The 21,531-nt window shown below is 59.0% G+C and carries 18 protein-coding genes and 1 tRNA gene; 14 read left to right on the top strand and 5 right to left on the bottom strand.

Translation table 11 applies throughout. From position 1 onward, the window contains the following. Positions 1–6 precede the first annotated feature (6 nt). A complete protein-coding gene (locus PRI8871_RS00965) occupies positions 7–1,068 on the top strand; it encodes a HesA/MoeB/ThiF family protein (protein ID WP_108884316.1) in 1,062 nt (353 codons plus the stop codon). Between the two features lie 23 nt (positions 1,069–1,091). Beyond that, positions 1,092–3,113, top strand: coding sequence for a M3 family metallopeptidase (locus tag PRI8871_RS00960; RefSeq protein ID WP_108884315.1), 2,022 nt, complete (start codon positions 1,092–1,094; stop codon positions 3,111–3,113). Here PRI8871_RS00960 and PRI8871_RS00955 read toward each other — a convergent pair whose 3' ends face one another. Beyond that, a complete protein-coding gene (locus PRI8871_RS00955; protein WP_181389333.1) occupies positions 3,114–4,022 on the bottom strand; it encodes a TraB/GumN family protein in 909 nt (302 codons plus the stop codon). It lies immediately after the preceding gene. 151 nt (positions 4,023–4,173) lie between these two features. On the opposite strand from PRI8871_RS00955, the gene PRI8871_RS00950 reads away from it, so the two are divergent. Beyond that, the gene (locus PRI8871_RS00950; protein WP_108885164.1) at positions 4,174–4,845 is read left to right on the top strand and encodes a DUF2161 domain-containing phosphodiesterase; all 672 of its coding nucleotides are present in this window, start codon (positions 4,174–4,176) and stop codon (positions 4,843–4,845) included. Here the strand turns inward: PRI8871_RS00950 and PRI8871_RS00945 are convergent. Beyond that, a complete protein-coding gene (locus PRI8871_RS00945; RefSeq protein WP_108884313.1) occupies positions 4,842–5,867 on the bottom strand; it encodes a LacI family DNA-binding transcriptional regulator in 1,026 nt (341 codons plus the stop codon). The genes PRI8871_RS00950 and PRI8871_RS00945 overlap by 4 nt on opposite strands. 194 nt (positions 5,868–6,061) lie before the next feature. Here PRI8871_RS00945 and PRI8871_RS00940 point away from each other — a divergent pair. The 7 genes from PRI8871_RS00940 (at position 6,062) to PRI8871_RS00910 (ending at position 12,974) form a co-directional block, all read left to right on the top strand. Further along, positions 6,062–6,138 (top strand) — tRNA-Arg (locus tag PRI8871_RS00940). Positions 6,139–6,367: 229 nt separating this feature from the next. Beyond that, positions 6,368–7,600: a tyrosine-type recombinase/integrase gene (locus tag PRI8871_RS00935; protein WP_219928983.1), complete on the top strand. Its 1,233-nt coding sequence runs from the start codon at positions 6,368–6,370 to the stop codon at positions 7,598–7,600. Positions 7,601–7,949: 349 nt separating this feature from the next. Next, positions 7,950–9,236: an AAA family ATPase gene (locus PRI8871_RS00930; protein ID WP_181389332.1), complete on the top strand. Its 1,287-nt coding sequence runs from the start codon at positions 7,950–7,952 to the stop codon at positions 9,234–9,236. Next, positions 9,226–10,062: a DUF4435 domain-containing protein gene (locus PRI8871_RS00925; RefSeq protein WP_108884310.1), complete on the top strand. Its 837-nt coding sequence runs from the start codon at positions 9,226–9,228 to the stop codon at positions 10,060–10,062. The genes PRI8871_RS00930 and PRI8871_RS00925 overlap by 11 nt, the downstream gene beginning before the upstream one ends. Positions 10,063–10,546: 484 nt before the next feature. Continuing rightward, positions 10,547–11,182: a recombinase family protein gene (locus PRI8871_RS00920; protein WP_108884309.1), complete on the top strand. Its 636-nt coding sequence runs from the start codon at positions 10,547–10,549 to the stop codon at positions 11,180–11,182. 222 nt (positions 11,183–11,404) lie between these two features. After that, positions 11,405–12,253, top strand: a complete 849-nt coding sequence (locus tag PRI8871_RS00915; protein ID WP_108884308.1) for a ParB N-terminal domain-containing protein — start codon at positions 11,405–11,407, stop codon at positions 12,251–12,253. 199 nt (positions 12,254–12,452) lie between these two features. Next, entirely contained in the window at positions 12,453–12,974 is a 522-nt protein-coding gene (locus PRI8871_RS00910; RefSeq protein WP_108884307.1) for an RNase H family protein, read from the top strand. A 387-nt stretch (positions 12,975–13,361) separates the two neighbouring features. On the opposite strand, the gene choV is transcribed toward PRI8871_RS00910, so the two are convergent. The 3 genes from choV to choX form a co-directional block, all read right to left on the bottom strand. Then, entirely contained in the window at positions 13,362–14,381 is a 1,020-nt protein-coding gene (choV, locus tag PRI8871_RS00905) for a choline ABC transporter ATP-binding protein (RefSeq protein WP_108884306.1), read from the bottom strand. Continuing rightward, entirely contained in the window at positions 14,378–15,217 is an 840-nt protein-coding gene (gene choW, locus PRI8871_RS00900; protein ID WP_108884305.1) for a choline ABC transporter permease subunit, read from the bottom strand. Before choW ends, choV begins: the two co-directional genes overlap by 4 nt. Before the next feature lie 99 nt (positions 15,218–15,316). Continuing rightward, on the bottom strand, positions 15,317–16,231 hold the full coding sequence (gene choX, locus PRI8871_RS00895; protein WP_108884304.1) for a choline ABC transporter substrate-binding protein: 915 nt from the start codon (positions 16,229–16,231) through the stop codon (positions 15,317–15,319). 95 nt (positions 16,232–16,326) lie between these two features. Here choX and betI point away from each other — a divergent pair, with 95 nt between their 5' ends. The 4 genes from betI to betA are packed head-to-tail and all read left to right on the top strand — an operon-like array spanning position 16,327 to position 21,529. Continuing rightward, positions 16,327–16,899: a transcriptional regulator BetI gene (betI, locus tag PRI8871_RS00890; protein WP_108884303.1), complete on the top strand. Its 573-nt coding sequence runs from the start codon at positions 16,327–16,329 to the stop codon at positions 16,897–16,899. Next, positions 16,896–18,401: a choline-sulfatase gene (betC, locus tag PRI8871_RS00885; protein WP_108884302.1), complete on the top strand. Its 1,506-nt coding sequence runs from the start codon at positions 16,896–16,898 to the stop codon at positions 18,399–18,401. Before betI ends, betC begins: the two co-directional genes overlap by 4 nt. Positions 18,402–18,413: 12 nt before the next feature. After that, positions 18,414–19,871, top strand: a complete 1,458-nt coding sequence (gene betB / locus PRI8871_RS00880) for a betaine-aldehyde dehydrogenase (RefSeq protein WP_108884301.1) — start codon at positions 18,414–18,416, stop codon at positions 19,869–19,871. Beyond that, on the top strand, positions 19,871–21,529 hold the full coding sequence (betA, locus tag PRI8871_RS00875; protein WP_108884300.1) for a choline dehydrogenase: 1,659 nt from the start codon (positions 19,871–19,873) through the stop codon (positions 21,527–21,529). The genes betB and betA overlap by 1 nt, the downstream gene beginning before the upstream one ends. The last annotated feature ends 2 nt before the right edge of the window (positions 21,530–21,531 follow it).

Genomic DNA, 21,531 nt, shown 5'->3' with positions numbered 1-21,531 from the left:
GAACTGATGCTGATGTTTCTGGCGCTTTGCGCGGCCCTGTACCTGCTGGGCGCGGTGATGAAGACGCCCGTCCGCGTGCGCCTGACCATGATCGCCGTTCTTTATGGTGCGGTCGTGCTGCTGCAACTGGTGCTGCCGCGCGGCCATGCGATGCGCGACAGCCTCGGGGGCAGTGCCGCGCCGTGGTTGATGGTTGGCGGGGCCGTGGTGCTGATCCTGATCTACCGCGAAGGGCTTGGCTGGCTGAAATCCCGCGCCAAACCAAGCGGAGCGCCTGATCCGGCGCAATCCGGCCCCTCGACCGAAGAACTGGAGCGTTATGCCCGTCATATCGTGCTGCGCGAACTGGGCGGGCCGGGGCAGATGCGACTGCGCAAATCCAAGGTTCTGGTCATCGGCGCGGGCGGTCTGGGGGCACCTGCCCTGCAATATTTGGCGGCCGCAGGCGTTGGCACCATTGGTGTGATTGACGACGATGTGGTGGATTCCGGCAACCTTCAGCGCCAAGTCATCCACCGCGACGCAGATATCGGCAAGCCAAAGGTCTTTTCGGCTGAGGCCGCTATGAAGGCGCTGAACCCCTATGTGACCGTTCGCCCCTATCAGCGGCGGCTGGATGCCGAGAGCGCGGATGCCCTGTTTGCCGAATATGACCTGATCCTGGACGGCACCGACAATTTCACCACGCGCTATTTGGCCAATGCCGCGGCGGTTCGGCATGGCAAGCCGCTGGTGTCCGGCGCGCTTAGCCAGTGGGAAGGGCAGCTTTCGGTTTTCGACCCGGCCAAGGACGGCCCCTGCTACCAATGCGTCTTCCCCGAGGCCCCGGCCCCCGGTCTGGCCCCATCCTGCGCCGAGGCGGGCGTGCTTGGCCCTCTGCCCGGTGTGGTCGGTGCGATGATGGCGGTTGAGGCGGTGAAGATCCTTGCGCAAGCTGGTCAGCCCCTGCGCGGCGAGATGCTGATCTATGACGCGCTATGGGGCGAAACCCGCAAGATCACCCTGAAAAAGCGCGCCGATTGCCCGGTTTGCGGCAACGCCCTTGCGACAGACGGCGGTGCGGCATAGCTCTGTCTCAAAGGAGACAGTCAATGACCAACCCGTTGCTTGAAACATGGGACACGCCCTTTGGCATGATCCCGTTCGACGCCATTTCAGATGACGATTACGCCCCCGCGATGGATATCGCGCTGGCCGAAGATCTGGCCGAGGTGGACGCGATTGCCAACAATCCCGACGCCCCGACCTTTGCCAACACGATTGAGGCGATGCAGGGCACGGGCGAGGCGCTGGACAAGGTGTTGTCGGCGTTCTTTGCCGTGGCAGGCGCGGATTCCAATGACAAGCGGCAGGAATTGCAGCGGGCCTTTTCGCCCAAGCTGTCGGCCCATAGCTCGGCCATCTTCTCCAATCATGCGCTGTTTGCCCGCATTCGTGACCTGTGGGACCGGCGCGACACGCTGGAGCTTTCGGACCAAGAAGCGCGGGTCTTGATGTTGACCCATCGCAATTTCGTCCGCGCCGGTGCCGCGCTGACCGGCGATCGGGCCAAACGCATGGCCGAGGTGAAATCGCGTCTGGCGGTGCTTGGGACAGAGTTCACGCAGAACCTGCTGGCCGACGAATCTGAATGGTTCATGCCTTTGGCCGAGGCCGATCTGGAAGGTCTGCCCGATTTCGTCGTCGATGCCGCCCGTGCGGCTGGCGAAGAAAAGGGCCAGCCGGGGCCGGTGGTCACGCTTAGCCGGTCATTGATCGTGCCGTTCCTGCAATTCTCGCCGCGCCGCGATCTGCGCGAAGCGGCCTATAACGCCTGGACCGCGCGAGGGGCCAATGGCAACAAGAACGACAACCGCTCCATTGCCGCCGAAATCCTGCAACTGCGCGAAGAACGCGCCAAGCTGCTGGGCTATGACGATTTCGCCTCGTACAAACTGGAAACGGAAATGGCCGGCACGCCGGACCGCGTGCGCGAGTTGCTGAAGCAGGTCTGGGAACCCGCCCGCGCCCGCGCCGATGCCGATGCCCAGATCCTTCAGCACATGATGCACAGCGACGGGATCAACGGCGATCTTCAGGCTTGGGACTGGCGCTACTACGCGGAAAAGCGGCGCAAGGCCGAACATGATCTGGATGAGGCCGCGCTAAAGCCCTACCTGCAACTGGACCGGATGATCGAAGCATCATTTGACTGCGCGACGCGGCTGTTCGGGTTGCAGTTCACGCCGCTGGATGTGCCGTTGTATCACCCCGATTGCCGCGCGTGGGAAGTGACGCGAAACGGCCAGCATGTGGCGGTCTTTGTCGGCGATTACTTTGCCCGCGGGTCGAAACGGTCGGGCGCGTGGTGTTCGGCCATGCGAATGCAGGCCAAGCGGCCCAAGGTCGAAACTCCGATTGTCGTGAACGTGTGCAACTTTGCCAAACCGCCCGCCGGTCAGCCCGCGCTGCTGTCCTATGACGACGCGCGCACGCTGTTCCATGAATTCGGCCACGCCCTGCACCAGATGCTGTCGGATGTGGAATTCGGGTCGATTGCGGGGACATCCGTGGCCCGCGACTTTGTGGAACTGCCCAGCCAGCTTTATGAACACTGGCTGGAAGTGCCCGAAGTGCTGGAACGCTTTGCCACGCATGCCCGCACGGGCGAGCCGATGCCCAAGGACATGCTGGACAAGGTACTGGCCGCCTCGACCTTCGACATGGGGTTCCAGACGGTGGAATACGTCGCCTCGGCGCTGGTGGATCTGGCCTTCCACGAAGGCGCAGCCCCGGCCGATCCGATGGCCAAACAGACCGAAGTTCTGAACGGTCTGGGAATGCCCGCCGCCATTGGAATGCGCCACGCCACGCCGCATTTCGCGCATGTCTTCGCGGGCGACGGCTATTCCAGCGGTTACTACAGCTACATGTGGTCCGAAGTCATGGACGCCGACGCCTTTGCCGCCTTCGAAGAGGCCGGAAGCGCCTTTGATGCAGGTATGGCGAAGAAGCTGGAAAGGCACATCCTATCGGCTGGCGGTTCGGCGGAGGCACAAGACCTTTACACCCAGTTCCGGGGCCGAATGCCGGGCGTTGACGCGCTGCTGAAGGGGCGCGGGCTGGCGGCCTGATCAGAACGGCTGGCGGGTCAGGGTAAACCCTTGATCCGCCAGCAACTGCAAGACGCCATTCCGGCCACCCAGATGCGCTGCGCCAACGGCTACCACGGCGGTCTTGCCTTCGGCCGCCTCAAGAATACGCGGCAGCCAAGCGGTATTGCGCTGGGTCAGCAGCAGGTCTGACAGCAGATCGTAGACCTCATCCAGACGCGCAGGGGCCAAGGTCGATTGACGCTGCGCCAAAAGCTGTGCCACGGCCCACCCTTCTTGATGCGCCTGATCAAAATAGCTGGCGGTCAGCGTGGCCAGTTGATCCGCGCTGTCCTGCGCATCCGTGACCGAGGCCATCAGCAATTCAACCTGTGTTTCAATTGGCATGGTGCCAAACGCCCGGAACACAGTGTCGAACGGCTCCAGCGCCAGTGTGGGAACATCAGAGGTTTCGGCCTGCTGCAAGATCTGCGCATCCAATCCACCATCTTCGACCGCCTGCATATCAAGGCAGGGCGGAAAGGATAGAAGCATGGTCAGATACCAAGGCTGAAATCGCGCCGCTAGAAAAGACGGAACGCCGCGTTGCGCCACGGCATCCGACAACACGCCCCATTGCGCCTCTGACAGCAGATCGGGCAAGCCCTTGCCCTCAAGCACCAAAAGCGTTGGGTTGGTGGACAGGGCGATTTCCATCTCGGCCTTTTCCTGCCGCGTCATTTCAAGCAAGACCAGATCGGCCTGTTCCACCAAAGGGGCAATACGGGCGAACGGCGCTTGCAATCGCGAGTCGCGAATATGCAGCGTGCCAATGATGTTCAACGCCGTATCGCCACGCGTGGCCAGCCAATGGTTGCCATGCGCATAGGGTTGCACGCCCAAATGACGGCGAAGCCCCGCGCGGTCAACGTCTGACAGGCCTGCGCGCAAATCCTCGCCGTGGCAATCGGATTGCGCGCTAGAAGCAACGCCCCAAAACGCGATACATGTCCAAGCAAGAATTCTTAGAATACACTGCATAGGCCCGAAAATCCTTCGGTGTTTCATGGACAAACACTCGTACATTCCGGATGATTGCCGCGTGCAGAAAGAAAGTGATCTTTACGCCCCCGTCAAGGCCTTGCTGACCCGACAAGGCTATGACGTAAAGGGAGAAGTCGGCGCTGCCGATTTGGTAGCCCGGCGCGGCGATGTTTTACTCATTGTCGAACTGAAGCTGAAAGTCTCCCTCACCCTATATCATCAAGCTATCGCGCGTCAGAAGCTGACCGATCACGTCTATATTGCCGTTCCCCGCCCGACCGGGCGGCAGGCACGGCGGGTGCTGCGCGACAACACCGCCATGTGCCGCCGGTTGGGGCTTGGATATATGACTGTCCACGATGACGGACGGGTGGATGTGGTCTGCGATCCCGGCCCTTATGCTCCGCGCAAGAACACCAGGGCCCGCGATCGGTTGCTGCGTGAATTCGACCGCCTTCAGGGGGATCCCAATGATGGCGGCGCGACCCGGCACGGCATTGTCACGGCCTACCGCCAGGATGCCCTGCGCTGCGCCGCGCATCTGGCCGAACATGGCGCCTGCAAAGGGGCCGATGTGGCCAAGGCGACGGGCGTTTCCAAGGCGACGACCTTGATGCGCACCAATCACTACGGCTGGTTCGACAAAGTCGCCAAAGGCCAATACGCAATCAGCCCCGCCGGTCAGGAGGGGCTGGTGCATTGGGCCTATAGCTGGGACGAGGACGCCTAGCGGCGCTTCAGCGTGTCGCCATAACTGATGGTCGGGGTCAGTTCGACAATCTTTTCGACAGTCGACTTGGGATCTTCGACCAGTCCCGCGATGATCTGCGCGGCCTTGGTGCCGATCTCAAGGCGGCAAGCGTCCATCGTGGCCAGACGTCGCGGCAGACCTTGCAACAACTCAACCCCGTTGAACCCGGCCAGACCAATCTGCCCCGGAATGTCGATGCCTTGTTCGATCAGGTAGAGCATCCCACCCGCACCGATCATGTCGTTGGAATAATACAGGAAATCAAGATCCGGCGTGCGCTTCAGCATCGCCTCGGTCATTTCACGGCCTTTGGCAAGCGCCGACCCGCCCGAGTAGAATTCCTGATCCGCGATCTCAATCCCGCCCTTGGCCAAAGCCTCGGTGAAGCCTTCGAACCGTTTCCGGGCGCGGTGATCCAGCGGCATTTTGGTGCCCATGAACCCGATGCGGCTATAGCCCGCCTTCAGGATCGCCTTGCCCATTTCGCGCCCCGCACGGCGATGCGAAATGCCGACCATAGAATCGACTGGTGTGCCGTCCACATCCATAATCTCGACCACCGGAATGCCGCTGGCCTTCAGCATGGCGCGGGCCGCTTCGCTATGTTCGATCCCGGCGATGATGACGCCCGACGGACGCCATGACAGCATCTCATACAGAACGCGCTCTTCTTTTTCCGGCAGGTAATCGGTAACGCCCACGACCGGCTGCAATTCGGTGTCTTCCAGCACGCGGCTGATGCCGGTCATGACCTCAGGGAAGACCATGTTGGACAGCGACGGGATAATCACCGCCACAAGGTTCACACGCTGGCTGGCCAGCGCACCGGCGATCTTGTTGGGCACATAGCCAAGGGCCTTGGCCGCCTCCAGCACCTTTTCACGCGTGGCGGCCGAGACATCCCCCCGGTTTCGCAACACCCGACTGACGGTCATCTCTGATACGCCAGAAGCTTCTGATACGTCACGCAATGTCAGCGGGCGGGTGTCTTCATTGGCCAATTGGATCGTCCTTCACTCTGTATGAATTCAGGTTATCGCGAACAGTTCATGACAAACAAGACAATGCAGCAGTCCCAATGGCTTTTTCGTTGCTGCGGTGCAGGATCGGGCCTGCGAACAACGTGCGCGGGAATGGCAAAATTCTTTGCCCGGCAGGATGACACGCCCGGCAAGCGCCGCTAAGAAGGCCCTGTGGTCTCGTGGCTCAACTGGATAGAGCAGCCCCCTCCTAAGGGGCAGGTTGCAGGTTCGAATCCTGCCGGGATCACCACACCCAAAAAATCCTTGAAAAACAAGTGACTTACGCCCAAGTAGGAACCAGATGGTGGTGTAAAGTACACCACTCAGGTACACCACGGAGGCGGCATTTGCGCTACATCGAACAGCCCAAGGGGCAAGGCACGGCCTAAAGATTCAGGATGAAGACCCCGAAGAGCCTGATGGGACGCGCCAACCCTTGGACAGACGGTCGGCCATTCGGAACGTGGATTATTCGGCCCATGGGCGGCGAAAAGCACCTGCCCAGCGCGAAGAAGCTTCGTGACATCTTCGTTGCGGAAATCCGAAAGCTGGAAATCGAATACCGTGCGGCGGACCGCTACACGCCCGAGAAGGCGGAACTTTGGGCGGAGGCCCTGCGCGACGAGCGAGAAAACAGGGAACTTGTACGAGACTTGATCTACGACGAAGCCGAGCGAGCGCCTGATGAAGACCGCAGTGCATTCCTCAAGATCGCCACGGCATCGACGTTGCCCTTATCCAAGGCAACGGCGCAGTACCTTGAGGCCAGAGCGCCAGACAACCCCTACGGAAACAAGCCGCTAACCAAGATGTCCTCGAACGAGGTGCAAACGGCGGTCAATCACCTGTGCGCCTTCATGGGCAAAACGCCGGACACTCTGTTCTTGGACGACATCACGCCAGAGCTGGCCACGGCCTTCCACCATGAATACCTGCCCTCGCAGATCTCCAAGAAGACCGGGAGGAACCTAACCCCAGCCACAGCGCAGAAGCTCATGACGATGCTCCGCATGCTCTGGCGCTGGGCCTTGGCGCGGCACAAGGTCAAGCTGGACGGGAACCCCTTCAACACGCCCGTGGACGACCTGCCGAGGCTCAAGAAGACGGACGGGCCCAAACGTGACCCGTTCAAGCCAGAGGAAACCCAGCTTATCCTTGAGGCTGCCCCTCAGGGGGAGCGTATGGGAGATCTGTTTCGTATCGGCCTTGTTACCGGGGCGCGAGTGACCGAGATCGTCAAGGTCACGGTCGAGGCAACCAAGGAAGACGGCTCACTGTTCCTGATCGCTGGAGGCAAGACCGACAACGCCAAGCGCGTGGTCCCTGTCCCGAAGGTCGCACAGCCCATCATCAAGCGCCTCAGGGCCGATGCAGTGGCTCAAGGGCAAGACAGGCTATTCCATGCCTTCGCCCTCAACGCCTCCACAGGGACCGCCAAATCGGCCTCCAAGGCCTTCACCACATTGCGCCGCAAGGTACTGGGCCGAGAGAGCGACGAGCGCCTAGCCTTCCACTCCCTTCGCCACACATGGAAAACACTATCGCGCCGCGCTGGGCTCTCGATTGACGATGCCCACGATCTAGGAGGCTGGGCCGGGGTCAAGAGAACGTCAGACCCCTATGACCACGGGCTAAACGTCGAGGAGCTCGCGAGCGCTCAGGAGAAGGTCGCCGCCCTACTGGCTGCTGAGGCGTACCTTAGGGGGTTCTAAACGTTCTTGGGGCGCTTCGAAGTATCTAACCACCGGGGCGATCATGCGCTCCAACTAAATGTGTTAAAACCACGACAACAACAGTGGACACTCATCCACCAATTGCCCTCTCCAAGATCAAAGGGATTCCCCAAGCACAAGGAAGTGAAGCGACCTTCGGCCTCCCCCTCAACCAACGACAGGTTTTAAGATACCCGCGCTATCAGCCAGAAACAGCCGTTTGCTTGATAAATTTGACCAACCAACCGGCTGCAATGAAATAGTTTTGAGTTGCTCCCCGACTTAGCCAAGAGTTAAGCTGGAAGAAGTAAGAGCGCACAACCCGCTCTTTGGAAGTTGGAGCAGTTACTTGAATTATATCGAGAGTGTTGACGTCGAAGGTTTTTGGGGACGCAAAAAAGTTTCTTTAAAGCTCAAGGAAGATCTGAATTTCCTTATCGGCCCCAATGGCAGCGGCAAGACGACAATCATCAACCTGATTTCTGCTGTCCTGAGGGCTGACATTCCAGCTCTCTACGCCGTCCAATTTGAAAAGGTCTCAATCCGCCTGAAAACCATAGGTGCAAACCGAAAGCCAATAATTGAAGTGGCTAAAGTTGTCGATAAGAAGATGGGCAGTTTTGAACTGCGCTACACCGTAAAAGAAAAATCGAGCGACAAAGGCCGCACTTACGGCGTCGAAGGCCCATACGATGAAAGACTATACCGCGACTACCGATATACACGGTCTCGAAGATACATGGAAGAAGGTGCAAGGCTCAGCAGCATTCTGTCTGAACTAGTCGAAGTTAATTGGCTCTCCATTCATCGGTCCAGCTCAGGAAAAGAGCGCACACGTCGCCGCGATGAGGAATATGAGTCATCAGTTGATCAAAAGATGCATGATATTTCTTTGGCTTTTTCACAGTACTTTTCTCTTTTGACTTCTAAAGCCGAAGCCGAAAGCAAGAATTTCCAAGAGCATGTTTTCCTGTCGCTTCTAGATCAGAACCGACGCGGTGGCGACGTACTCGGTCAAGTAGTTGCTGAACCTGAAGATAAGAGTACTGTTGTTGGCGTCTTGCGAGATCTCGGAGTTAGTAATGCCAAGGCGACCAAGAGCGTAAATATGCATTTTTCGAGGCTCGATGAAGCAAAGACGCGTTTTGAACAAAACAGTGGTATCACACTCGAAGACGCTATCACGCTGTCAGACGCTTCCCGTGTGAGTGAGATGATAAACGAATGGAGAGATCTGCAATCCAAGCGCCGAGCAATTTTTGAACCTAGAATTCAGTTTGAACGCATAATAAACACTCTTCTTTCTGGAAAAGAACTCCACTTCGATGAGCGCAACAATCCAAAGGTTCATCTAGCATCTGGAGATAAAGTCGCAATCGATGTTTTTTCCTCGGGTGAGAAACAACTATTCATTCTACTAGGAGAAGCCCTGCTTCAAGAAGACCGTCCCGTCATCTTTATCTCAGATGAGCCGGAACTTTCACTACACGTTAGCTGGCAAAGCTCACTTTTTGAGAACATACGGAGCCTAAATGGGTCCTGTCAGGTAATCTCGGCCACTCACTCGCCTGACATCGTCGGCGCTTTTCACGACCGTGTTATTCATATTGAGAAATGTATTTCGGATGTTCACTAGATCCAATCAAGGCACTGAAAATGAGCACCTTTTTTACGACGTGGACTATGTAGTCTATTGTGAAGGTAAAGGTGTGGACGGAGAAGGCTCATCGTTGGATGAAGTTTTCTGGGAGCGCGTGTTCACAGAGAACGGTTTGTCTGTACACTGCAAAAGCATGGGTAGCAAATCAGTGGTTAGGCCTATGGCTGAAAGAGTTATTCAAGAAGAGATATCGCACGTCTTGGTCGCGATGGACCGTGACTATGACGATATGCTCGGCCTTGAAATTGATCACCCCCAAGTTTTTTACACCTATGGCTACAGCTGGGAATCTGACGTTATCCTAGATTTCCGGTTCACAGCGGCGCTCTCTTTGTTCGCAACAACAAATAGGCGAAACACAATCAGAGCAGAATTTCAGGCTTATCGTGAGCGACTATCGCAAAACCTTAGACGTGTTTGCGCATTAGATTTCAAATACATCGACAATGAATCACAGCTATTCGATAGACTCAAGCCGATGTCAATTATTGCAACGCCGGGAAGTCACGAGCCCTCTGTGCGGATTTCTGCCTTGCTCTCCAATGCTAAGGCAATTGGCTCTTATCAATCTGGCGCTATGCCTTCAGCAACCTACAGGAAACTTTGCGGCGTTCGCTCATTTTTTGGCAAGGTAGTTTCGAGACTAGTATTTCACTGGTTTGTATTCCGCACAAAACGGATTAACGGCTCGCGAAGGGTTGTGTACGAAGCGTTTATGAATTTGTTGACAAACACCTTGGACCTAAAACGACTTGGAATGCCAAGGAACCAATATTACGAAGGCTTGGTTGCTAGGTTGTAGTCACATATCCCGAGAGGTCAGCAGAGTGCAGAGACATTATACTGGGCGGCGTTTATTTGTGGAGGTTACAGCTTCAAGGCACCTTGTCTAGCATCAGATAGGGACCGAAAGCAACCGTTCACCCCCGACTCAAGCCTGCGCTCTTGGCCCAGATTTTTGAGAAAAATTTGTGACCCCGAGATAGTTCAGTCTGCACCGCGCTTCCCCCGTGGGGAGACCCTTCAGCGTCCATCCTAGCGGCAGCAACCAAAACCGTGGTGCCGACAGCCCACCACGATGATCATGCATTCCCCTCAGCTAGCCAGAGGAAGCACTAGAAGCGTGACGGCATTATTACTCAGGCGACTAACCTATGTTGAACATAGGGTATACCTCTCCGGACACTGGAAATAGGGCGGAGAAGTTGGTCCGTTGGGGTTGAAACCCGCTTTCGGACACCCAATCTTACGGACACCACCCAAACGAACACACCGTAAGGACGACCATGACGACTGTCTTCTATGCCCGCGTCTCCACTGCAGACCAAACGCTCGACCATCAAGTCACTCAGGCTCGCAAGGCTGGCTTCGTCATTGATGAAGTCATCGCCGACTTAGGGCAATCCGGGGTTTCGACTGTCCTGTCAGAGAGGCCCGAAGGCCGTTGTCTGTTCGACAAGCTTCGTCGAGGTGACACCTTGGTTGTCCGCTGGGTGGATCGACTGGGGCGGAACTATCAGGACGTGACGGACACCATCCGGCACTTCATGCGTCAGGGCGTCACCATCAAGACGGTGATCAACTCCATGACCTTTGACGGAGCAACCACCGACCCGACACAACAGGCCGTGAGGGACGCTCTCATTGCCTTTATGGCCGCCACCGCACAGGCACAGGCTGAGGTGATGAAAGAGGCCCAACGGGCCGGGATTGAGCATGCCAAAACAGAGAGGCCCGAGGCCTATCGAGGCCGCAAACCCAGCTACAACCGAGAACAGTTGAACCTTGTGCGAGACATGACGGATACCGGAGCGGGCACCACAGAGGTCTCCCGAGCGGCTGGGTTGAGCCGACAGACCATCCTTCGCATTCGTGCGAATATGGTCGAAGCAGAGGCCGCCTTGGCACGCTGGGGATTGTGAGAGGCTGAGGGAGAACACCGCAAACTGGTCCGCCACCAGCATTCACCCACACCTTAGCAATATCGAATTGGTCAACTTTCTACGTTTGACCCGTTCGCAGAGCGCCCCTCTCAGTAGGAGGCCAGAGCTTCACAGCTCGACAGCCAATCCAATCTGAGCCCAACTACAGCCTCCGCCTTTCCGGCGGGGGCTTTTCTTTTTGCTGCCTTGGAAGGAAACCGAATGCAGACCACAATCACCCCCAAAGGTACCTCGCTTGAACAAAACCAACCCCTTATCTCCCGCAGACATCTTAGCCCTCGTGCCATCACGAGCGTCTCTGACTTCCAGTTCCGGCACACGGCCACCGACAAAGGCCATGTGCGAGGGCTTGTCCAAACACTCCGAGCGACGGGACAGCTCGACCCAATCCTAGTTTGGCGGGAGGTCGACGCTCTAGGGCTTGCCACGGGCCGCCTTGTCCTGCTTGACGGCCATCATCGTCTTGCCGCTTACGCCACATTCAAGCCCCGAGAGGACGTGCCTGCGACGATCTTCACGGGCACCCGCGCGGCGGCCATGGTGGCAGCCGTTGAGGCAAACTCAAGGGAGCGACTACCACTTACCAAAAGTGAGAGGATGGATGCGGCATGGCGGCTGGTCAGGCTGCCCGGCGAGCGCCTGAAGGTAAAGACCGTAGCTGGAGCGACCGGGGTCGGCACACGCTCCGTGGACAACATGCGCAAACGTTGGAAAACCATGCTCGCAGACCGAAAGGAGGCTACCGGCGAATGGTGGCGAGATCGGCAAGATGTTTTGCCCGCAATGAATGCCCGCCCCGAGTTGTCCGAGAGCGAACGCCAAGCCTGCATCGAGAAGTACTCCGAAAGAGTTCGTGAAGCCTTTGGCAAAATGCCTTGGCAGGATGAGGAGGTCACGGCGGAGGCGCTTCAGCTTGCTTTCGGCACCTCCAAGCTTCGGTCGATGGTCGAATGGCTTTTCTCCCCAGACGAGTTCGACATGCCTGAGTTTGGAGCGTTCATGGATGACCTGCACGAGCCCGACCTAGACGACGACAATTACGATTTCTGACGCAGAGAACACGAACACCATAGGAGCACGCATTTTGCGTGTTCCTCGTCGCTGCCATCTTGGCGGCCCCTACAGCCCAGCGACAGCATCACAGTCGCCGAGCACCCCCTCCCCCCATTTCCAGACGAACAGATCAGAAGCCGTCAGCCCCTAGCTGCACGGACCTGAGCTCTTCGTCTCTTAAACCCAAGGAAACATCATGACAGTGGATCTAGTCCAACCGTCCACCACCCACTATAACCCCGCATGCCCGAATGCTGGAGAGCCTCTCACAGAGATTTTCACAGCCGCTTCGTGCATCAACAACCCCGGCCATGGCGGCTGGGCCTACACCATTCGCCGCACGTCAGCGAATGGGCAAACGTTGGCATCCGCCACTCTGAGCTGTTCCGTGGCCGACACGACGAACAACCGCATGGAACTCGTGGCTCTATGCCAAGCTTTGGAGGGCTGCGAGACAGCCTCTGCCAAGGTCTACTGCCGAGCACACTACGTCCGTGGGAACTTTATCGCCAATCTCGCCAGCTGGAAGGCCAACGGCTGGAAGACGGACAAGGGCAAAGGGATAGCAAACCCCGACCTCTGGCAGCGCCTTGACAAGGCTGCCTCAGGGCTCGCCATCACGTGGGCAGAGGCCAGCTCGCCTCGCCAAATCGCGCGTTGCGATGACGCTTGCAGCGCGGCCCAAAAGGCTGCCCAACAGTCCCAGCAAAAGCTCTGAGCACGTTACGACCACTCCCCCGGCGGGCACACTGCCGGGGGGCACCATCATGACAGATGCTGCGATTTGCGGCAGCTGGCATGTGCGGCGGGACGTCGACCAATGTTTTTTGTCCTGCCGCCAGCGGCGCAACCCCGGACTCAACTGCTGCACAACGCCGACGACTTGCCCGAGCCACATGCTCGGAAAACTGGGCACATCCCGGCGTCGGCGTAAGGTGTCTACGGCGTAGTGTAACCGCCACCACTGAGCAAAGACACCACCGACGCCCCACATTTACCATTCAAAAACAAATACCTAGCAGCAACCACCGACACGGATTCTTCCCTCCTGCCGGGATCACCATTCCTGATGGCAAACCGGGGCCAGGTGGCCCCGATTTCTGGTTTAACCGCGGTTCAGGCCGCGTAGGATGTCGTCTTTGTTCAGGCTGCCGACCATCTGGCCTGCGTCGATAACGCCGACGCCTGCGTCCGATCCGATCAGGTCGTTCATTGCGTCGCGCACCAGTGCATTGGCATCGACGGTGATTGCCGGGCTGCCTGCGGGCGGGCCCATCAGATCGCGGACGCGTAGCACGCCGAGCGGGTTCATATGCTGCACGAAATCGGCCACATAGTCGTTCTTCGGTGCGTTAAAGATGTCCTGCGGGGTGCCAGTTTGAACGATCCGGCCGCCTTCCATGATGGCGATGCGGTTGCCCAGCTTGAACGCCTCATCCAGATCGTGACTGACGAACAGGATGGTGCGCTTCAGACGCGCCTGAAGCTCAAGCAGTTCGTCCTGCAACTTGGTGCGGATCAGCGGATCCAGCGCCGAGAACGGCTCATCCATCAGCAGGATCGGGGCTTTGGTGGCAAAGGCGCGGGCCAGACCCACACGCTGTTGCATCCCGCCCGAAAGCTCGCCCACCTTGCGGTCGCCCCAGTCGGACAGGCCGACCAGGTCAAGCTGTTCATCGATTTGCGCACGCATTTCGCGGGCGGGCATTCCGGCCAGTTCCAACCCCAGCCCGACGTTTTCACGCACGCTGCGCCAAGGCAGCAGGCCGAATTGCTGGAACACCATGGCAACGTGCTGCATGCGGATGCGGCGGAGCGTGGCGGCATCGGCGTGGGTCACATCGACCATGCCAGCGCCGTCGTTCACATGCACCGCGCCGCGCACCACGGGGTTCAACCCGTTCACAGCACGCAGCAGCGTGGATTTGCCAGACCCGGACAGGCCCATAAGCACGAGGATCTCGCCCTCTTGCACGTCCAGCGAACAGTTGTGCACGCCCAGAACCTGCTGAGTGGCTTCCTGGATCTCGGGGCGGTCCTTGCCATCATCCATCAGAGGCAAAGCCGCTTCGGGATGTTTGCCAAAGACGATGGAAACGTTGTCGATCTTGACTGCGGTGGTCATTTCTTGGGGCCTCCGACGTTCAGGATACGGTCCAGCATGATGGCCACCACCACGATCACAAACCCCGATTCAAAGCCAAGCGCGGTGTTCACTTGGTTCAACGCCCGGACAACCGGCACGCCAAGGCCATCGGCGCCGACCAGCGCGGCGACAACGACCATCGACAGCGATAGCATGATCGTCTGGTTCAGGCCCGCCATGATCTGCGGGAAAGCATAGGGCAATTCGACCTTGAACAGCGTCTGGCGCGAGGTCGCCCCAAAGGCGCGGGCCGCTTCGAGCAGGGCCTGCGGGGTCGAGGAGATGCCAAGATAGGTCAGGCGGATCGGCGCGGGCAACACAAAGATCACGGTGGCAATCAGGCCCGGCACCATCCCGATGCCAAAGAACACAATGGCCGGAATCAGGTACACGAAGGTCGGCAGGGTCTGCATCAGGTCAAGGATCGGGCGCAGATAGACGTACATACGCGGCCGGTGCGCCGCCGCGATGCCGATCGGCACGCCAATGGCCATGCAAACCACGCAAGACGACAGAACCAGCGTCAGGCTTTCGGTGGTTTCTTCCCAATAGCCTTGGTTCAGGATGAACAGAAAGCCCAGCACCACGAACAGGCACACTTTCCAGCTTTTCTGAAGGAACCAGGTGATGCCGACAAAAACGGCGATAACGAAAAATGGGTGGGGTTCCTGCATCAACCAAAGAAGCGCATCAATCAGCGTTTCCATGACATTGGCCATGGACTCGAGGAACACTTCTCCGTGGTCGCGCAGAAAGTCGAAAAGCGTTCGCGCGGCCTTTCCGACAGGAATTTTGTATTCGGTCAGCCAATCCAAGGATTAGGTCTCCGGGGTTGCGGCGGGCTTACGACGGCCTGCCGTCATTCGTTATGAAAAGGGCCGGCGGTGGCGCCGGCCCGATTGGTTGATCTGGGATTACATGCCCAGGTGCGCTTTGACCGCCGCGACGGCATCGCCGCCGTCCTTGGTGGTCACGCCGTCCAGCCAGGTGTCAAGCACACCGGCATTGGCCTTCAGCCATGCTTCGGTCGCTTCATCCGGGTCTGCGCCTTCGTCCAGGATTTCGCCCATGATCTGGTTTTCCATCTCAAGCGAGAAATCCATGTTCGCCAGCAGCTTACCGACGTTCGGGCATTCTTCCGAGTAACCTTTGCGGGTCACGGTGTGAACCACGCCTTCACCGCCGAAGAAGTCTTCGCCGCCCGGCAGATACTTGAGCGAGAAGTTGGCGTTCATCGGGTGGGGTTCCCAGCCAAGGAAGACCACATGCTCGTTCTTTTTGTAGGCGCGGGCGACCTGCGCCAGCATGCCCTGCTCCGAGCTTTCGACAACTTCAAAGTTCTTCAGGCCGTGGGTGTTGTTTTCGGCCAAGCCGACCAGATAGCCGTTGCCTTCGTTGCCCGGCTCAATGCCGTAGATCTTGGCATCCAGTTCTTCTTCGAACTTGTGAATGTCGGCATAGCTTTGCAGGCCAGCGTCCCAAGTATAGGTCGGCACGGCCAGCGTGTACTTGGTGCCTTCCAGGTTCACGTTCACAGCTTCGATTTCGCCGGATTCGATGTAGGGGTTAATCGCGCCGGACTGTGCGGGCATCCAGTTGCCAAGGAACACATCCACGTCGTCGCTTTCGAGCGATGCAAAGGTCACCGGCACGGACAGAACCTTAACGTCGACTTTGTAGCCCAGACCTTCCAGCACGTGCTTGGCTGTTGCGGTGGTGGTCGTGATGTCGGTCCAACCCACATCCGACATGCTTACGGTGTCGCATTCAGCATAGGCAGCGCCAGCGGCGGCCAGGGCGATTGCGGAAATAGCAAATGTCAGTTTCATAGTCTCTCCCTAGGAGTCTTGTTGATTTCTGATTGACCAGTCAAACAATGGCCGATTATTCGTGATACGCAACGTATTTTTTCATTGGGACCGGAATGGCACAAGAGCATAAGCGAAAAGCGCAGCTTGTTGAGGCAGCCCTCGCCGTTGTTGGCGAAACGGGTTCTCTTGAAGTGCCGGTGGGCAAGATCGCGAAACGGGCGGGCGTGTCATCGGCGTTGGCGTTCCATTATTTCGGCGACAAAGAATCGCTGTTTCTGGCGGCCATGCGCCAAGTGCTGCGCACCTACAGCACGGCGGTGCGCAAAGCCTATCGGACGGCCCACACCCCCAGCGATCGGTTGGATGCGCTGGTCGGCGCGAATTTCGAGCCCGAGAACTTCCGCTCCGACATCATAGCCACTTGGCTGAACTTCTACGTCATGGCCTACCGGTCAGAACAGGCCAAGCGGTTGCTGCTGATCTATCACGCGCGGCTTCGGTCCAACCTGCTGCACGGGTTCCGCCCGCTGATCGGGGACGATGCCGAACAGGCGGCAGACCGCATCGCATCGCTGATTGACGGGCTGTACCTGCGCTACGCCCACAACCCCGACCCAACCGCCGGGGAACAAGCCACCGCGCAAGTTCGCGCCGCCATCGCCCTAGAGCTTCAGAGAGCAAAATGACCCAGCCCAATATCCTGATTTTGATGGTCGACCAGTTGAACGGCACGCTGTTTCCCGATGGTCCGGCGGATTGGCTTCATGCGCCGAACCTGAAAAAGCTGGCCGAACGGTCTGTCAGGTTCCGCAATTGCTATACCGCCTCGCCGCTCTGCGCTCCGGGGCGGGCCAGCTTCATGTCGGGCGAATTGCCATCCGTCACAGGGGTTTACGACAACGCCGCCGAATTCCCATCAGACCTGCCAACCTATGCGCACCACCTGCGGCGCGCAGGCTATCAGACCTGCCTGTCGGGCAAGATGCACTTCGTTGGCCCCGACCAGATGCACGGGTTTGAGGAGCGCCTGACCACTGATATCTACCCCGCCGATTTCGGCTGGACGCCAGATTACCGTAAGCCCGGCGAACGCATCGATTGGTGGTATCACAACATGGGATCGGTCACCGGCGCGGGCGTGGCCGAGATCACCAACCAGATGGAATATGACGACGAGGTCGCCACCTGCGCGACCCGCAAGATCTATGATCTGTCGCGCGGCCATGATGCCCGCCCGTGGTGCCTAACCGTCAGCTTCACGCACCCGCACGACCCCTATGTTGCGCGCCGCAAATACTGGGATCTCTATGAGGATTGCGCGCACTTGATGCCCGAAATCGCGCCCATCCCCTATGACGACCAAGACCCGCATTCAAAGCGCATCTTCGACGCCAATGACTGGCGCAGCTTTGACATCACTGAGGACCACATCCGCCGCGCCCGCCAAGGCTATTTCGCCAATATCAGCTATATCGACGACAAGATCGGCGAATTGCTGGACGTGCTGGAACGCACCCGCCAAGAGGCGGTGATCCTGTTCGTGTCGGACCATGGCGATATGCTGGGCGATCGGGGCCTGTGGTTCAAAATGAACTTCTTCGAAGGCTCGGCCCGTGTGCCGATGATGCTTTGCGCACCGGGGCTGACGCCGGGCTTGATCGAAACGCCCGTCTCGAACATCGACGTCTGCCCGACGCTTTGTGATCTGGCCGGAGTCAGCATGGACGAGGTCATGCCCTGGACCGCTGGCGAAACGCTGGTGCCCGTAGCCAAGGGTGGCCCGCGTGCCGCCGTACCCATGGAATACGCGGCCGAAGCCTCTTACGCGCCGTTGGTCGCGCTGCGTGAGGGCACGTACAAGTACACCCGCTGCGCGCTGGACCCAGAACAACTGTTCGATCTGGCCAATGACCCGCACGAATTGACCAACGTCGCCGACGACTCCGCCCATGCAGACGCGCTGGCCGACTTCCGCGCCAAGGCCGATGCCTTGTGGGATCTGGACCGCTTTGATGCCGACGTGCGCAAAAGCCAAGCCAAGCGCTGGGTCGTCTATGAGGCGCTGCGCAATGGTGCCTTTTTCCCGTGGGACTACCAGCCCCTGCAAAAGGCCTCCAAGCGCTTTATGCGCAATCACATGGATCTGAACGTGGTGGAAGAAAATCAACGCTTCCCCCGAGGTGAATAATAAGAAAGACCAATGGCTTACGAAACTCAGCCCACCGCCAGCCACTTTATCAACGGAACCTATGTCGATGACATCGCTGGCACGTCGTTGCCGGTGATCTACCCTGCCACCGGCAAAGTCATCGCCACCTTGCATGAGGCGACGCCCGCGCTTGTCGATCAGGCACTGGCCGCTGCCGCTGCGGCGCAGATAGAATGGGCCAAGATGACGGGCCGCGAACGGGGCCGTATCCTGACCGATGCCGCCCGCCTGATCCGCAAACGCAACCACGATCTGTCGGTGCTGGAAACCTACGACACCGGCAAACCCTATCAGGAAACCAGCGTCGCCGACGCCAGCAGCGCCGCCGATGCGCTGGAATATTTCGGCGGTCTGGCTGCCAGCCTGACGGGCGAACACATCCAGCTGGGCGAAGATTGGGTCTATACCGTCCGCGAACCGCTGGGCGTGTGTGTTGGCATTGGCGCGTGGAACTACCCCACCCAGATCGCCTGCTGGAAAGCCGCGCCCGCGCTGGCCTGCGGCAATGCGATGGTGTTCAAACCGTCTGAAACCACGCCGCTTTCGGCGCTGAAGGTTGCCGAGATTCTGGTTGAGGCGGGCCTGCCTGCCGGTGTGTTCAACGTCGTGCAGGGCACTGGCCCTGTGGGCGCGCAGTTGATCGGCGATCCGCGCGTGGCCAAGGTCTCTCTGACTGGATCTGTCCCCACGGGCCGCAAGGTCTATGCCGCCGCCGCAAGCAATATGAAGCACGTCACGATGGAGCTGGGCGGGAAATCCCCGCTGGTGATCTTTGACGACGCCGATCTGGACAACGCCGTCGGCGGGGCCATTCTGGCGAATTTCTATTCGACCGGTCAGGTCTGCTCGAACGGCACCCGCGTCTTTGTGCAAAAGGGCATCAAAGACGCCTTCCTTGCCCGTCTGGCCGAGCGTCTGAAAACCGCCACCATTGGCGATCCGCAAGACCCAAACACCATCATCGGCCCCATGGTCAGCGCCCGCCAACGCGAGATTGTCGAAGGCTATATCGCCAAGGGCATCGAAGAAGGCGCGCGTCTGGTTGCGGGCGGCAAGCGGATCGACGGCGACGGGTTCTTTATCGAACCTACGATCTTTGCCGATGTGACCGACAACATGACCATCGCCAAAGAGGAAATCTTTGGCCCCGTCATGGCCGTTCTGGATTTCGAGGACGAAGCCGAGGCCATTGCCCGCGCCAATGCCACCGAATTCGGTCTGTCGGCAGGCGTATTCACCCGCGATATCAGCCGCGCCCACCGGGTGATCGGGCAGATCAAGGCGGGCAGCTGCTTTATCAACTCCTACAACGACGCCCCGGTCGAAGCGCCTTTTGGCGGGTCCAAGATGTCGGGCGTGGGTCGTGAGAACTCGAAAACCGCGATCAACCACTACAGCCAGTTGAAATCCGTTTACGTCCGCATGGGCGATGTCGAGGCACCGTTCTGATGCAGGCCGAATACGTCATCATCGGCGCGGGTAGCGCGGGCTGCGCTATGGCATGGCGGCTGACCGAGGCCGGAAAGCGCGTGATCGTCATCGAATACGGCGGCACCGATGCGGGGCCGTTCATTCAGATGCCGGGTGCACTCAGCTATCCGATGAACATGAAGCGCTATGATTGGGGCCTGCAAACCGAGCCCGAGCCGCATCTTGGCGGTCGCCGCTTGGTGACACCGCGCGGCAAGGTGGTGGGCGGGTCGTCCTCGATCAACGGGATGATCTATGTGCGCGGCCATGCCCGCGACTTTGACCATTGGCGCGACATGGGGGCCGATGGCTGGTCTTACGCCGATGTCCTGCCCTATTTCGTCCGGCAGGAGGATTGGCACGACGGCGGTCATGGCGGCGATCCGTCGTGGCGCGGCAAGAATGGCCCGCTGCATGTGACACGCGGCAAGCGCGAAAACCCGCTGACCCGCGCCTTTGTCGAGGCTGGCCGTCAGGCGGGTTATCCGGTGACGGGCGACTACAACGGCCATCAGCAAGAGGGCTTCGGCCCCTTCGATATGACCGTCTGGAAAGGCGAGCGGTTTTCAGCCGCCAAAGCCTATCTGCGCCCGGCGCTGATGCGTGAAAACTGCACGATGGTTCGCGCCCTTGCCCGACGTGTGATCATCGAAGATGGCCGCGCAACGGGTGTTGAGATTGAACGCGGCGGCAAGGTCGAAGTAATCCGCGCCGAAGCCGAAGTGATCGTTGCGGCCTCGTCCCTGAACACGCCGAAAATCCTGATGCTGTCAGGCGTTGGCCCTGCGGCGCATCTGGCGGAACATGGCATCAACGTGGTTGCCGACCGCGCGGGCGTGGGCCAGAACCTGCAAGACCACCTAGAGCTTTATATCCAAGCCGCCGCTTCGCAACCGGTGACGTTGTTCAAGTATTGGAACCTGCTGGGCAAAGCCTATGTCGGCGCACGCTGGCTGTTCACCAAGACCGGTCCCGGCGCATCGAACCAGTTCGAAAGCTGTGGGTTTATCCGGTCAGACGCGGGCGTTGATTACCCCGACATTCAGTACCACTTCCTGCCCATTGCCGTGCGCTATGACGGTCAGGCCGCGCCCGAAGGCCATGGGTTCCAAGCGCATACTGGCCCGATGCGCAGCCCGTCGCGTGGGGCGGTGACGCTGCGATCAGCCGATCCCAAGGACGACCCAGCCATTTGCTTCAACTACATGAGCCACGAAAAGGACTGGTCGGATTTCCGCAAATGCATCCGCCTGACGCGGGAAATTTTTGCGCAGGATGCCTTTGCACCCTACTACAAACACGAAATCCAGCCCGGTGCCGATTGCCAGACGGATGATGAGTTGGATGACTTCATCCGCCAGCACGTCGAAAGCGCCTATCACCCCTGCGGCACCGCCCGCCTTGGGCGCGCCGATGATCCGATGGCGGTGGTAGACCCGGAATGCCGGGTGATTGGCGTGGATGGGCTGCGCGTGGCCGATAGCTCGATTTTCCCGCGCATCACCAATGGCAACCTCAACGCGCCCTCGATCATGGTCGGCGAAAAGGCGTCAGACCATATCCTTGGCCGGACGCCTTTGGCACCGCGCAACGATGCACCTTGGATCAACCCGAACTGGGAAACCGCGCAGCGATAACC

It is taken from the genome of Pseudoprimorskyibacter insulae, assembly GCF_900302505.1.
In the GTDB taxonomy this organism is placed as follows: Bacteria; Pseudomonadota; Alphaproteobacteria; order Rhodobacterales; family Rhodobacteraceae; genus Pseudoprimorskyibacter; species Pseudoprimorskyibacter insulae.
This window is presented reverse-complemented; position numbering and strand designations above follow the sequence as displayed.